General features: G+C 66.8%; 16 protein-coding genes. 4 read left to right on the top strand and 12 right to left on the bottom strand.

All coding sequences use genetic code 11. The annotated features are described in order from the left end of the window. Positions 1–45 precede the first annotated feature (45 nt). From HNR07_RS00230 to HNR07_RS00210, 5 genes are all read right to left on the bottom strand, one after another. Complete coding sequence (locus tag HNR07_RS00230) at positions 46–306, bottom strand: helix-turn-helix domain-containing protein (protein WP_184360298.1); 261 nt, start codon at positions 304–306, stop codon at positions 46–48. Beyond that, on the bottom strand, positions 284–718 hold the full coding sequence (locus HNR07_RS00225; RefSeq protein ID WP_184360295.1) for a WhiB family transcriptional regulator: 435 nt from the start codon (positions 716–718) through the stop codon (positions 284–286). The genes HNR07_RS00230 and HNR07_RS00225 overlap by 23 nt, the downstream gene beginning before the upstream one ends. Positions 719–1,147: 429 nt before the next feature. Further along, positions 1,148–1,990: a replication-relaxation family protein gene (locus HNR07_RS00220; RefSeq protein ID WP_184360292.1), complete on the bottom strand. Its 843-nt coding sequence runs from the start codon at positions 1,988–1,990 to the stop codon at positions 1,148–1,150. 279 nt (positions 1,991–2,269) lie between these two features. Further along, a complete protein-coding gene (locus HNR07_RS00215) occupies positions 2,270–2,749 on the bottom strand; it encodes a hypothetical protein (protein WP_184373083.1) in 480 nt (159 codons plus the stop codon). Between the two features lie 288 nt (positions 2,750–3,037). Next, positions 3,038–3,535, bottom strand: coding sequence for an ATP-binding protein (locus tag HNR07_RS00210; RefSeq protein ID WP_184360289.1), 498 nt, complete (start codon positions 3,533–3,535; stop codon positions 3,038–3,040). 178 nt (positions 3,536–3,713) lie between these two features. Here HNR07_RS00210 and HNR07_RS00205 point away from each other — a divergent pair, with 178 nt between their 5' ends. Then, positions 3,714–4,541 (top strand): helix-turn-helix domain-containing protein, encoded by an 828-nt coding sequence (locus HNR07_RS00205; RefSeq protein ID WP_184360286.1) that lies wholly within the window; start codon positions 3,714–3,716, stop codon positions 4,539–4,541. Further along, positions 4,534–4,710, top strand: coding sequence for a DUF397 domain-containing protein (locus HNR07_RS00200; RefSeq protein WP_184360282.1), 177 nt, complete (start codon positions 4,534–4,536; stop codon positions 4,708–4,710). The genes HNR07_RS00205 and HNR07_RS00200 overlap by 8 nt, the downstream gene beginning before the upstream one ends. Before the next feature lie 3 nt (positions 4,711–4,713). Here HNR07_RS00200 and HNR07_RS00195 read toward each other — a convergent pair whose 3' ends face one another. The 7 genes from HNR07_RS00195 to HNR07_RS00170 all read right to left on the bottom strand — a co-directional run bounded on the left by HNR07_RS00195 (position 4,714) and on the right by HNR07_RS00170 (position 10,218). Next, positions 4,714–5,184, bottom strand: coding sequence for an NUDIX domain-containing protein (locus tag HNR07_RS00195; RefSeq protein WP_184360279.1), 471 nt, complete (start codon positions 5,182–5,184; stop codon positions 4,714–4,716). Positions 5,185–5,255: 71 nt separating this feature from the next. After that, the gene (locus HNR07_RS00190; RefSeq protein ID WP_184360276.1) at positions 5,256–5,795 is read right to left on the bottom strand and encodes a class IV adenylate cyclase; all 540 of its coding nucleotides are present in this window, start codon (positions 5,793–5,795) and stop codon (positions 5,256–5,258) included. A gap of 173 nt (positions 5,796–5,968) precedes the next feature. Further along, positions 5,969–6,193 (bottom strand): GNAT family N-acetyltransferase, encoded by a 225-nt coding sequence (locus tag HNR07_RS35995; RefSeq protein ID WP_344074858.1) that lies wholly within the window; start codon positions 6,191–6,193, stop codon positions 5,969–5,971. Between the two features lie 96 nt (positions 6,194–6,289). Further along, a complete protein-coding gene (locus HNR07_RS00185) occupies positions 6,290–6,958 on the bottom strand; it encodes a YdcF family protein (protein ID WP_184360273.1) in 669 nt (222 codons plus the stop codon). Positions 6,959–7,061: 103 nt separating this feature from the next. Next, positions 7,062–7,598, bottom strand: coding sequence for an NUDIX hydrolase (locus HNR07_RS00180; protein WP_184360270.1), 537 nt, complete (start codon positions 7,596–7,598; stop codon positions 7,062–7,064). Between the two features lie 305 nt (positions 7,599–7,903). Further along, complete coding sequence (locus HNR07_RS00175) at positions 7,904–8,752, bottom strand: NAD(P)-dependent oxidoreductase (protein WP_184360267.1); 849 nt, start codon at positions 8,750–8,752, stop codon at positions 7,904–7,906. After that, positions 8,749–10,218, bottom strand: coding sequence for a hypothetical protein (locus HNR07_RS00170; protein ID WP_221318655.1), 1,470 nt, complete (start codon positions 10,216–10,218; stop codon positions 8,749–8,751). The genes HNR07_RS00175 and HNR07_RS00170 overlap by 4 nt, the downstream gene beginning before the upstream one ends. Before the next feature lie 314 nt (positions 10,219–10,532). Here HNR07_RS00170 and HNR07_RS00165 point away from each other — a divergent pair, with 314 nt between their 5' ends. After that, positions 10,533–11,543, top strand: a complete 1,011-nt coding sequence (locus HNR07_RS00165; protein ID WP_184360261.1) for an aminoglycoside phosphotransferase family protein — start codon at positions 10,533–10,535, stop codon at positions 11,541–11,543. A gap of 67 nt (positions 11,544–11,610) precedes the next feature. Continuing rightward, positions 11,611–12,861, top strand: coding sequence for a methionine adenosyltransferase (locus HNR07_RS00160; protein ID WP_184360257.1), 1,251 nt, complete (start codon positions 11,611–11,613; stop codon positions 12,859–12,861). The last annotated feature ends 93 nt before the right edge of the window (positions 12,862–12,954 follow it).

Below are 12,954 nucleotides of genomic sequence, written 5' to 3'. Positions count from 1 at the left end.
GCGCGGGTCAGCACCCGCACCACCGGCCCCGTCGTCGGCCCCTCCCTACCCGGGTTGCCCCCACCGGTGGGCCATCCGCCTGGGGGTGAGAGCGTGCTGCGCCGCCCCGTCCACGATCGCCTCCAGGTCGCTCGCGCTGAAGCGCACGTGCTTGCCGAGCCTGCGGTGTGCGACCCTGCGCAACCGCACCCGTTCCCGCAGCCAGGACTCGGGCACCGCCAACACCCGCGCCGCCTCAGGGATCGTCAGCAACCGCTCCGGCTGGGCATCTTTGGTTTCCTCATCACGCCGCCCGACTTCGCTCACCCGTACCTCCTTCGCGCTCTCCCCGCACCGCGACCCGGTAGCGGCGGCGCTCCTCCTCCGAAGCACCGCCCCACACCCCGTACTGCTCGTCCCGACGCATCGCCTCGGCCAGACAGTTGAGCTGTACCGGGCACACCCGGCACACCCGTTTGGCCGCACGCACCGACCCGCCCTGGGCCGGGAACCACAGATCCGGGTCCCGTCCCCGACAGGCCGCGTACCCCCACCAGCCCCTGGCCTCCCCGCCATCGGGCGCTGTGAGGCCGTCAGCGCGCCGGTGGGCCCCTGACGGCCCGCCCGCGCCCGGTGGGCGCGGCGCCGGTTTCCGGGCCGCCACGTCGCGCACCGGGCCCGGACCGCCCGAGCGCGCCGCGCGAGGGCCATCCGCTCCGTGTGTGGGTTCGTCATCCATGGGCACCACCACTGGCGCCGCCCGGCTCGGGCATCGCTGACCTCGCTTCGCGCAGCCCGGCCGGCCTCATCACCGGCGCAGTCATGGTCGTCAGAGCAGAAGTGGAGCAAGGCTGATCTGATGACGCCTGGGTTGGCGGGGAGGGTTTCCGGCAGGCTGAGAGGCCTGCCGGGTGAGGGTGTGCGGGGGCGTTCACGCCCCCGCACACCCGGGCCGCCGCCCGCCCTACGTGATGGAAACCGCCTACTGGGATAGAAAGCCGGGGCGGCCGCTGGACCACCCCACAGCCCGTCTGACCTGCCGTGAGTCCAGACTCAGGGGTGGTCCACCCAAGGCGGGTCCCCCACCCGGCCCACCGGTCGGAGTAACGGCGGGACAACGGAGCGGACCTCCTATTGGCCCACTGGTTCACTGCCCGATCCGCGCCCATCACTCTTCCTCCTCCGCCTTGCGCCACGGGTGGAGAAGGGCGATGTCGAGCAGACTCAGCGGCCGCGGATCGGTGGCCGAACGCCACACCTTGCGCCCTGCTCCCAACGACGCCATCCGGTGGTGGGTGCTCAGGTACACCCCCACCTGCTTCGAACAGTGCTGGGCCAGCTTCTTCGCCGCGTTGGCCTCGCGCTCTTCCGAATGCACCAGGAACAGCACCACCGAGGGCAGCCTGCTCGTCTCGGCCAGACGCGCGTACCCGTACATCTTCGTTTGGAGCTGCGTCAGCGACTCCGAGCCGGTGTCGTACTCCACGAACGCCCACAGCTTCTTCCCGCTCTGGATCCACGACAGCAGCCCATCGGGACGGCAATGGTTGCTGTAGTCCCGTTCGCAGGTGCGCTCGCCCTGCCATTCGCCCACCTCGGCCCCCACCTGCCGAGCGCCCTCGAGAAACTCCACCCGCGTCTGGGCCAGCCCCAGGATGTGGTCCAACTTGGCGGAGAAGGCCACCGCCAGAGCCCGGTCGCCCCGGAAGTTGAGCGCGTCCGGCTCCTTGCCCTGATCCAACGCGACCAAGACCGCACCGGTCGGGGACAGGATCCAGTGGTCGGGAGCGTTGCGGTCGTGGGCGTGGCGGCGGAAGCGGTTGACCACCCCGTACCGGTACAGGCTCAGCATCCGGCTGCGGGTCCGCCGCGCACCCGCGTCGGGGAAGAAGATCTGGTGCAGGTGGTGGGTGGTCAGCACCCGGTGCTCCCACAACCCGTCGAGGATGCGCTTGTCCCGGTCGGTGATCCGGGGAAGCAGTCGCGCAAGGGTCTGTTCGTACTCGTTCACGGGCGCCCTCCAAGGTGACGGCTGTTTTTGCCCTTCACTGAGTAAGAAGCGCACCCCACCCCCGGATTCGACACCTCACACGGGAATTACCTGAACCGAACACACCCAGGCCCGGAGTTGAAGCCGGGCCCCGTGAACAGCTCGGCTCGCCTTCAGGCCCTGCTCAGAAGTGGCTCACGCCTGACTCACCCCCGACGTGGGCCGACCTCACAACCCCCGCCACGCAAAGCAAACGGGGCGGTACCGATCACGGCACCGCCCCGAGGCGAGAGTGTGCGCTCAGGTGGCCAGGCTCAACCAGGTGCGCACCGCGGCGGCCAGATCATCGAAGTCCCCCGACGCTTGCACGACCGAGGAGTGCTCCTTGCTGGGGCGAGACCGCTCCGCTTCGTGGAACAGGTACGGGCGCACCCCGCGCACCCCGTCGTCGTCCACACACCACCCCTGCTCCGAGGGGTGCGGCCGTCGGGGACGCGGCACCCGCACCGGCCCCGGCTCAGGCTCGGGTTCGCCCCCCCGGCTGGCGAGTTCGGCCACCGTCCTGCCCCGCGTCACAGCGGAGGAGGCAGCCAGGGCTTTGGGGGTCGCGCGGCGCTCCAGCACCAACCGGCCTCCGCCCCTGGGACGGTCGATGCTGCGGCGCGGTGCGACTTCGAGCGGGCTGCACAGCACGGCGGCCAGGACCGCGCCGAACAGCCACCGCACGCGCTGTCCCCAGCCCCGCACGGGTTTGCGGTGCCTACCAGTAGGCTTCTCCACGGATCTCCTCCTGCTTGCTTCAGGTGGGGATGTCAGCCCCGGCCCGGTGTTCGCCGCACCGCGTCGGGGCGCCTCCACTTCTGGGTGCTTCTTCGTTGCTCGGCATGGGCGGGTGTCTCTGGCCCCGAGGCCACACACGTCCCGGGGCTGCGCTTCCCGTCCATTCCACACAGGGCATACGGCCCTGGATCCCCCGCTGGACACGCCGTTCCCGCGAGGTGTGGTCGATGTTCGCTTGGGTGAGCGAGGTGCTTCCACCCCTGACGGCCACAACCCGGTCGCGGGTTTTCAGGCGGCCATCCTGGTTCGCCCGGATCGGTCGAAAGCGGCCCGAACCATCAACCCGCCGCCCGACTCCCGGGTGAAGTCCCAGTACAGGGCCATCGCGTCCACCAGGGCCAGGCCGTACCCGCCCTCGACGAGCAACCCGTCCTCGCCGCGCTCCCACGGCACCGGGCGCGCCTCGGGCACAGTCACCTCCTGTCCGGGGCGGGGTCCATCGTCAGTAACGCGGAGCAGGAACAGCCGCCGTCGCCGCTCGATCTCGATACGCACCCGGCCCCCGGGCAGCCCCGAAGCGCTGTGCTTCAACGCGTTGGTGTGCAGCTCGGAGAGCGAGACCAGCAGCGGATCCGCGCAGGCGGGGGTGGCGCGGGCCACGTGGGAGGCCCAGCTACGGGCGGCCTTGAGGTGCCAGAGCTGGTGCCCGCACTCCAGGGAGCCCTGTTCGGGGTCCGTGCAGCGGATCCGCCGTGGCAGGTCGAGGGGCGGCCGGGTGAAAGACATGGAATCCACCGGTTCCTTTCGTCGTCGCGCTGATGGCTGCGGGCCCGCGACAGCAAGGATGTGGCCTGGGGAAACCCACCGGCGAGGGTGTCCGGATAACCCGTGAATCTTCCAGGAGGCTCTGGAATTTACTGGAAAACTCCCACGGACTTCGGTCCGATGTGGTCCGATGGTCGGCATGACCCCCGATGAGCGCGCCTTGAAGGCGTTCGGACGCGAAGTACGCAGGCTACGAACCGAAGCCGAACTGACCCAGGAGACCGTCGCGCGCCGGATCAGCCAGCGCGGCACCGCGATCAGCAACTCCCATGTGTCCGACATAGAGAAGGGCAAGGCCGCCCCACGGCCGTGGTTGCGCCGGGCCTTCGACGAGATCCTGCAAGGCGGCGGACGACTGGAACGCCTCTGGGAGGAACTCACCGGATCCGGCCGCCGCGCCTGGCTGCACGAGATCGCCGAGCGCACCCACGGGGCCGACGCCCTGTACGAGTACCAGGCCCTGGTCTTCCCGGTCTATCTACAAACCGAGGCCTACTCACGCGCCGTGATCCGCTACGGTGCTCCTTGGCTGTCGAGCAACGAGCTCACCGAACGCGCGCAACAGAGGGCTCGGCGGGCCCAGCAGATGGCCAAGGCCCTGTCCCCCGTCATCTGGCTTGTGGTGGACCAGTCCCTGCTCATGCGCCGCTACGGATCCCCCGAGGTCCAACTGGAACAGCTCCGCTACGTGGCAGACCTGGTGGAGGAGGAACGGGTCAACCTCCTGGTGGTCCCCGTGGACGAGCCCCGCCACGCGGGCAACAACGGCCCCTTCAGGGTGATCACCTCGGCAGACCAGCCCGAAGTGGTCTACGTGGAATCGGCCCACCAGGGGCAGATCATCACCGCGACCAACGAGGTGGGGCGCTACCGCATGTGGTTCGCGGCCCTCCAAGGCGTGGCATGGGGACCGGATGAGACGCTGAAGGCCATCCGAGACGAGATGAAGAGGATCAACGGTGACTGACTGGCACAAGAGCAGCTACAGCGGCGGCAACAACGAATGTATCGAGACCCGGGAGCACCAGGCCGGAACCGATGTACGGGACACCCAGAACAGAGAGTTGGGCTATCTCTCCTTCACCCGCGCGGAGTGGAACGCCTTCGTCGAGACCACTCTCCACAGCCACCGGTAATCCTTACGCGACGACCTCGCCGCTCTCCAGATAGAGCGTGGTCCCCTCACGGCGTGCACGGTCCCCTTGAGCGATCCTTCGAGCGAGCCGGGGGATCGTTACCGTCCCAATCTCGGCCACCTCATGGAACCCGTACCCCGCCAACTCGTCCTGGTCGAGGACGATCCGGTCCAGCCAGTGCCGGTCGAGCACTCCCCCGTCGAAGACGAACAACTGCTTGTCACCCTCTGCCGGTGTGGGCGCCCAGTCCACGACCAGCAACCGCCCGATCGGCGGGGTGATCCCCAACTCTTCTTTCACCTCACGCGCCACGGCCTGAGTCGGGGTCTCCCCGCACTCGATGTACCCGCCGGGGATCTCCAAGTAGTCCTTGTAGGTCGGAACCACCATCATCACCCGCCCCCGTTCGTCGAAGAACAGGACACCGGCAGCCACCCGGGGCCGGGCGAAGGATTGCGTGGGATCAGAGGCCATGCCCCGACAGTAACCACTTCCCCCGGCCCGACAGGTGTCGGCACTAAGGCCAGGGCAGCGATCAACCCTCCTCAGGCATCAAAGCGCAGCTCCGCGATGCCGGACAGGTCGATGCCGTAGCGGGCGTAGACCTTGGTGGTGTTCTCACCCGTCAGAGACGACTCGTCGAATCCGAGCAGCGCGGCCACCCGCACCACCTCGGCGCGGCTGTCCGCTTCGATCTCCAGATACGCGGGGATCCGCGGCCAGGAGTCGATCTCCAACTGGGCCCCGTCCAGCGTGAAGCTGTGCCGCCGGTTCTCCTGGTAGGCCTTGGGCGTGTAACCGAGTTTGCCCAACAACGCGTTGGCGGTCTCGAAGTCACCGACCTCCGTCTCGGTCTCCCGGGTGCCGCCGATGGCGTCGGAGTCGATCTCCTTCACCGTGAGCGTGACCCGGCTCCTGGTGTCGCGCAGGCGCACCCACCGCGACACGTCCCCGGGCTCGATGTCGTACACGTAGCGCCGCTGAAGCACCTCACCCAGGTCAGCACCACCCTTGTCGAGAATGAGCCCGGCCACCTTTTCGGAGTCGATGTCCAAGACCTTGGCCTCGTATTCGATCACGCTCATGCTCACACTTTCCCCTTCCCCCTCGTCGTGGGAAACTCGCGATACTTCACAACTACCGCCGCTATAGCCTGATGAGGCCGATCCGCGACCGAACAGGATCGTTGAGTGCAGGCGCGATAATTTGCGCTTCGTTCCCCCGCAGACCTCGCCCGTTGGCCCTAACCTGGCGAAGTTCAGCTCAACGGCAACTCGTACACGGCGCGACTACGGCCCGGCCCTTTGAAATCGGTGACGACAGAGACTCCATTGATTTGGTGATCACCAGCAACGTTCACGAAGCCGAGGGCCGCCCAGGCAGCGTGTGCCGCTTCGTTGTCGGGTTCCGAGATGAGGTACAGGCGCCGACAGCCCCACAGCTTCGCCTGGGAGCGTACGCTCTGCAAGAGGACTCGCGTAATACCCCCGAAATAGGGGAACCATCGCCGTTTCTAGCGAGGCCACCTCATGGAACCCGTACCCGGTTGGCGGAACATCCCCAACGCCATCGTCCAGGGTCAGCTCTGGATCAGACGGCTGTCGAACCCTGACTCCACGAGGGAGTCGTAGGCACGGCACACCTCTCGGGGGACTTTCTGCTCGATGGCGAAGCCGAGCTTGGGGTACTCCATCACCCGCTGCAGGTCACCCACCATCATGTCGATGACGATCGCCGCGTCCCCGATCTCCTTGACGTAGTCGCCCAGGCTCAGCGGTGCGGAGGCGCATGCCACCTCGACCTCGGGCCACAGCTTCCGAGCGGTCGCGAAGGCGCGCCGTTCCATGTAGGGCATGCAGACCAGGAGCACGGTGGCGGGGGCGATGCCGTTCACTTCCAGGGCCCGACGGGAAAAGGTGATGTTCTGACCGGTGTTCGACGCCTCCGGCTCCACCAGGATCACGGTGTCGGGAACACCGAGTTCCAGGGCCCGCTCGCGGAAGTGCGCCGCCTCCCCTGCCGGGAACAACTCGGTGGTCGAAGGACTGTTCCCACCGGTGAACACCAGCACCGGGAAGAACCCGGCGTGGTACAGCTCAGCGGCGTGCACCGCCACACCGATGTCGTTGCAGCCCAGAGCGATCGCCACGTCACACGGCCGCACCTGATGGCGCATGCGGTGGTACTCCCAGATCAGTTCCGCGTGCCGCCACTGCTCCCGGGTGATGGTACGTGCGTCGTCCGCCATGCATTCTTCCTCTGGCCATGGGACCAGGTCTCCTGCTCGGACCTGATGCCCCCGATACTGCGAAGCTGGTGGTCGAGACCGCACCAGGCCCCTCCCTATGCGCTCACTGGCCAGCGCCGCCGGTCGCGTAAAGGTACAGGAGTGCGTTCATGGAGGTTCCGCTGACGAGTTCGCGCTTGCGCACCAGATCGGAGATCTGCTCGACCGGAATCCACTCCAACCGTTCAGCCTCCCAGTCCTCCTCAGGTTCGCCGATGTGCTCGGCGCCGTCGGCCACGAAGATGTGGTGTTCGCTGTCGGAGAGTCCTCTGGAGGGCTGGGTGTACAGCAGCGGGCGCAAGGGACCCGGCCGCCAGCCGGTCTCCTCCTCGACCTCACGTGCCGCGGCGTCCCTGGGCAGCTCGCCCTCCTTGATGCCTCCGATGGGGATCTCATAGCCCCAGGTATCGGTGATGAAGCGATGACGCCACATGAGCAGCACACGACCCTGACCATCAAGGACAACAGCCCCAGCGCCCGGCGCCGAGCGGATGACTCGGTGAGACAGATGCCTGCCTCCCGTGATCTCCACGTCCGCGAGGCGGATGTCGAGCCACTGGTCGGTGTAGAGGGGTTTCTCCGAGTGAACGGTCCAACGCATGCGTTGTCTCCCTGGGGGTCGCGCTCTGCAACCATCAGGCAATCACAGTTGCAATATGAGTTGTGCATCCGCCTGTTCGATGAAGTCCCGTATCTCTGGCTCCCCACTGCGACGTGCGAAAGCGTCCCGAACGGACCTCAACCGGCCGTTCAGCCTGACCGATTCCATACCGCCAGCACACCTGAGCATCTCCCAAGCTGCGGGGAACACCTCATCCACGACCAGCAACCGCCCGGTCGGCGGGGTAGTCCCCAGATTCCGGCACATCAATCGCTCAGCCCCTGGCCATGCGGCTCTACCGATCTCTAGCGCCCATCTTTGAGCCGGTCCAAGGCATCCGGCAGCGACAATCCGGAATCGTCCTTGTCCGGCTCCCACAGATCGAACACCGCAGCCGCTGCCTCAGCCATCTCTCCGGGCAGACCTGCCGCGGCCAGGGTTTCAGACACCTCACGCATCTCCGGTGCCCATCTCCAGGCCTTGGCCGCCACCCCGGTCAGGTAGTCAGGGGTGGCCAACGGGGACTTGGCCAGGCGCCGCGCCTCCTCCGTCAGGTGGGCTTCCACCCCGTGTGCGCGCCCCAGCGCCTGAGCCACGCCCGCCAGAGCGCAGGCAGCTTTCTGGTAGGACCCGTAGGCCATCTTCAGGGCCGAGGCGTCACCGACCGGGCCCTGCATCCGGATCGGGACGACTGCGGTGTCAGCGAACAAGTCCCCGACCGCCTCCACAACCTGCTGCTGCCCGGACAGGTAGAGATGGGTGTCCTCCGCGCCTCTGGGCGGAGGGCCGATGACACATCCGTCAACGGTACGGATTCCCTCTCCTGCCAGATCAGCGGCGATCCGCTTGGCTCGTTCGGGGCTGATGGCGTTGGCATCGACGAAGAGCCCCGCGAAACCGGCTTCCCGGACCGAAGCTGCGGTTGCCTCAGCGGCCGCTGGCGGGCACAGGGAGATGACCACGGATGCCTGCTCCAAGAGAGACCCAAGCTCGGATACAGCTTCGAGTCCGGCCCGTTCAGCGCGCCGTGCACTCGCCTCACTCCGCCCGGCGGAACACCACAGGACCCGAAGCCCCGCTGTGGTGAGTTCACGCCCGACGGCCGCGCCCATGCGGCCGGGGTGCAGCAAACCGACAGTGGGGGGAACGTTCATGAGGAGTGTCCTTCGGTGACGGCTGGGGGTGACGGGGCGCAGAACTCGATGATCTCATCACTCAATGAAGCCGCCAGGGGCGAGGTCTTGACCCGAGGCGCCTCGAGTTGGTCACGTACCTGTGTGAGTCTGCGTCTCACGCTGTCGGTTCGTCGGTTCGCTGCCTCCGCGAACACCGCACGCACCTGCTCGGCCGCACCATCGAGCTCACCCGACCCCAACCGGGCCGCAGCGAGATCGAGCCGGGCCAGACACATCTCCCCGACCCTTCTCTGACGTAGTGGGGCCTGCTCGAACATCGAGACCGCTCGGGAAGCGTCCTGAGCGGCTCGGCGCAGCCGTGCTTCACCTCCCAGCCACACCTGGCAGGTGCTCCCGTAGAAGAGCTGTTTCTCCACGGGAAAGGCCATCATCCCCGCGTATTCGTCTGGGTGGAGTGCGCTCTCGCGTGCGTTGGCAGCAGCTTCCAGGGCCGTTTCCACTCCTTCGGCATCCCCCAAGCGGGCACGGGCACGGGCTTCGATACTGGCCAACCGAACCGTGGCCGACCCCTGCGCTGCGGCGTGTCCCCGAACCGACGAGGCGAAGGCGACCGCTTCCTCGAAATGGTCGCCCCAGTAGGCGATCAAGCTCTGCATTCCGCGCACCCACGTCCGCAACCATTCACTGCCGGACAGTTCCGCGCACAGGTAGGCCGTCCGAGCCTGTGTGGCCGCCGCCTGCATGTGCCCCAGGTCGAAGGAAGCGTTCGACATGACACCGCAGGTGACGCCGGCGACGAGGTAAAGGTCCCGGCTCTGCGCCGGGTACTGTCGCCCTTCCAGCAACTCGAAGTCACTGTTGCGCAGTTCGACGAGTTCGAGGAAAGTCGGGTACACCGGACGCCCGGGGTATGCCTTGATGAGGTTCCTGAGGTCGGCGTCGAGTTGCTCCAGGGTGTGAGGCCCCACGTTCGTCCTTCCGGCGTATTGCGTGAAATGCGCGGATTCGCGTGCGGCCGCCGCGATGGCCTCCGCTGCGGTCATGCCCGAATTTCCAGGAGCCAGCATCGGAGATGGACGACCAGCCGCGAGACTTGGTCCCCCGAGTTGTACCGGGCCCCGCTGCCGGGGCACCAACACACCACGGCCTTCGGAGGACGGGCGAAACGTGTAATCGGAGGCGAATCCGAGATGCACGGGACCCGTGCGGAAAAGCCTGCACAGGAGGTCCTCGTAATCTCTGCTCGGCCTGTCTCCAGCTTCCCACTGCCGCCAGGATCGCTCTGTCAAGCCCCTTCGCTTGAGCCCCGCCCGGTCGCACATGCGGTGAAAGTGGGTGATCGCAGCGGCGACCGTCCACCCTTCAGCAAGCCGAAAGCACTTGAGGCCGAGGTGACCACAGCATTCACCAATGGCTTCGGCGATCCGATTCCGTAGTTCGTCCGGGCTGGTGCGCCACCCCTTCGCCCCGATGTCCGCTCTCATCGACTCCCGGACCCGCGAGGCACAGCTCAGATCGTGGCGCGTTGTCGTAGCGGTGGGCATGTCCTGCTTTCGTGAGTGCGAATCTCCACGCCACGCTAACCGGACCGGATGCACGATGTCATCGGCTGTCCCGGAAAGAGTGGCCTCCTCACCATGAGAGTTGCTCTCACCTTGACGGAGGAACTGTTTCTGACCTCGTTCGAAACCCGGAGGCACTCTCACTACCGGTGAGCTCTGAGTTGGCGAAGACTTCCACGTGTACCTGACGGTCGATGGAGGGCGAGGGCGCGGAACCCATGCGACGGAACCGAGATGTGGGCACCACCATGGAGCCCTCCACGGACGAGCACGTCGTCTCAGCGCACGGCAGCTCCAAGACCGTTGCCATGCCCTCCCCACCTTCCATCCCTATCGGCGTAGGTGAGGTCGCGGAGATCACGCAGGCCCAGGGACGGCCGTATCCCTGGCGAGTTCCGTTCGGGCCCTTCCGGCTCCAACACGAGAAGACTCACTCCCGGATGCTGAGGAGCGAGACTGGAGAAGTACTTCTGAAGGAGTACCGCGTCATCACACCTGAGGCTCGCCAGGAGCGTGAGGCACTCGCTATCGCGGGGGCCGAGAGGCTCGGGGTGAACGTGCCGAAGATCCTCGGAGCAGGGACCACCGAATCCACCGCGTGGACGCTGTTCCAACTCCTCCCGGGATCTCCTGGCTCACTCCGGCCGGGCCAGTCCCTGATCGACTTCGTCGACCAGGTCGTCGACCTGGGAACCGAACTCCACTCCCGGGCATTGGATGCTGCGCCGGGAACTGGTTGGTTCGTGTCGGAGAAAGAGGAGTGGACCCAACGGGAATTCCTCATGAGCCAGTTCTCCCCAAGCGCCAGTTCCCGACCCTGGTGGAGCGACCTGGATCGCGCCCTTGAGGCCACCGTTCTGGGGCCGGTGGTCTACCTGCACGGCGACCTCAAGGCCGAGCACTTCATCGTGGACCACAACCGGGTAGCAGTCGTCGACTGGGAAGCATGTGCTCGCGGCCCGGCCTGCCACGACCGCGCCGATGCGCTCTTTCACGCCCTCCGAGACCTCCTGTATCTCGGGTGGGGCCTGTACCAGCTCCCGCACGGTCTTCTCCAACGGTTCCAGGTCCCCGGTCCTGTCATGGCGCATCGCGTTCTCCTCTGGCTGGACCGGCGACCTCCCCACGGCATGGAGGCGGCGAGCAGACGGAACCTCGATCGTCTGATGCTGGCCGAGCCCGCAGAAGTCTCACGCTGTGCCGCAGATCTGCTCAGCGCGGCCATGCGGCAAGGCGTTCCCCGATAAGCACGGATTTCTCCAGGGCGCCCGCCTGCGTCGCGCAGGCGCCCACACGAACGAGATAGGAGCATGTATGGAGAGTTTGAAGTCCGGAGCCGCTTCGAACCGGCTGACCATCCGGACAGGGGTAGCGGTCGATGACACCCTGAGCGTCGTCGAACGCAAAGGGCTCGGTCATCCGGACACGATGGCCGACCACCTGGCCGAGTCGCTCTCCCGGTCCTACAGCGCTTACACGCTCGAGCGCTTCGGTGCGGTCCTGCACCACAACTTCGACAAGTTGGCTCTCCTGGGCGGAGCGAGCGAGGTCCGTTACGGGGGCGGGCGGATGACCTCGCCGGTCCGTGTCCTGGTCAACGGGCGGGCGACCCGCAGTTGCGGTGCCGAGGTGGTACCGGTGGATGCCCTGGTGAAGTCCGCTGTGCGGCAGTTCTTCCTCGAACGCCTGCCCGAGGTCGTCGAGCACCTGGACATCCGTCTCAACGTCACCGAGAACTCCAGCCCCGGGGCGGTGCTCATGGACGACGGAGTCCCCGAGCGGACCCGCTGGTTCTCACCTCGAAGCATCGAGGACTTGCGGGAACGCCGCACACTGCTGGCGAACGACACCTCGCTGGGAACCGGTTGGGCGCCCAGGGGTCCACTTGAGGAGCTGGTGCGCGAGCTCACCGACACCTACTCCGCTCCGGGGGTGTTCACTCGTAACAACCCCTGGTGCGGCACCGACGTCAAGGTGATGGGCTACTGGGACGGGCGGCAGCTCGACCTGGTGATGTGTGTGCCCCAGAAGTCATCGCACGTGCAAAGCCGCGAGGACTATCTGCGCAATACCGAGATCGTCCTGGCCGAGTGCCGGCGGCTCGTCGATCACCGTTTTCCCCAGGCGGACGTCAGCATCCGGCTCAACGCCAGGGACGTGCCCTCGCGCGACGAGCTCTACCTCACCTACACCGGCAGCTCGATCGAGTCAGGTGACGAAGGGGTCGTGGGGCGGGGCAACCGCGTCAACGGGCTCATCACACCGCTGCGGCCGATGAACCTGGAGGGTGCCAGCGGCAAGAACCCCGTGTACCACGTCGGAAAGCTCTACAACCTGGTGGCCGACCGCCTCGCTCACCAACTCCACGAGGCGACCGGAGGTTACGCGGAGGTGCACCTGGTCAGTGTCACCGGGCAACCGCTGGATCAGCCGGGGCGGGTCGTGCTCCGCCTCACCGCTGAAGAGGTTCAGCCGGACAAGCTCCAATCCCTCGTGGCGGACGCCCTGAGCTCCATCCCCGACCTGACCGACGAGATCGTACGGGAGGGCGTGTGCCTGAGCTGACGAAGGCAGCACTCCCCCTGCTGCCGGAGAGTTGCCGCGCCCGTCTGCTGAACCACTACGGTCCCGGGATATCAGGTTGGTTGGCCTCGATTC

Source organism: Nocardiopsis metallicus (assembly GCF_014201115.1).
In the GTDB taxonomy this organism is placed as follows: Bacteria; Actinomycetota; Actinomycetes; order Streptosporangiales; family Streptosporangiaceae; genus Nocardiopsis; species Nocardiopsis metallicus.
Note: the sequence above shows the minus strand (reverse complement) of the source record. Positions and strands in the feature narration are given on the sequence as shown.

Coding starts and splice junctions, on each gene's coding strand:
- HNR07_RS00205 (WP_184360286.1), top strand. CDS start 3,714: ATGACCCCCGATGAGCGCGCCTTGAAGGCGTTCGGACGCGAAGTACGC.
- HNR07_RS00175 (WP_184360267.1), bottom strand. CDS start 8,752: ATGAACGTTCCCCCCACTGTCGGTTTGCTGCACCCCGGCCGCATGGGC.
- HNR07_RS00195 (WP_184360279.1), bottom strand. CDS start 5,184: ATGGCCTCTGATCCCACGCAATCCTTCGCCCGGCCCCGGGTGGCTGCC.
- HNR07_RS00170 (WP_221318655.1), bottom strand. CDS start 10,218: ATGAGAGCGGACATCGGGGCGAAGGGGTGGCGCACCAGCCCGGACGAA.
- HNR07_RS00185 (WP_184360273.1), bottom strand. CDS start 6,958: ATGGCGGACGACGCACGTACCATCACCCGGGAGCAGTGGCGGCACGCG.
- HNR07_RS00190 (WP_184360276.1), bottom strand. CDS start 5,795: ATGAGCGTGATCGAATACGAGGCCAAGGTCTTGGACATCGACTCCGAA.
- HNR07_RS00180 (WP_184360270.1), bottom strand. CDS start 7,598: ATGCGTTGGACCGTTCACTCGGAGAAACCCCTCTACACCGACCAGTGG.
- HNR07_RS00210 (WP_184360289.1), bottom strand. CDS start 3,535: ATGTCTTTCACCCGGCCGCCCCTCGACCTGCCACGGCGGATCCGCTGC.
- HNR07_RS00225 (WP_184360295.1), bottom strand. CDS start 718: ATGGATGACGAACCCACACACGGAGCGGATGGCCCTCGCGCGGCGCGC.
- HNR07_RS00160 (WP_184360257.1), top strand. CDS start 11,611: ATGGAGAGTTTGAAGTCCGGAGCCGCTTCGAACCGGCTGACCATCCGG.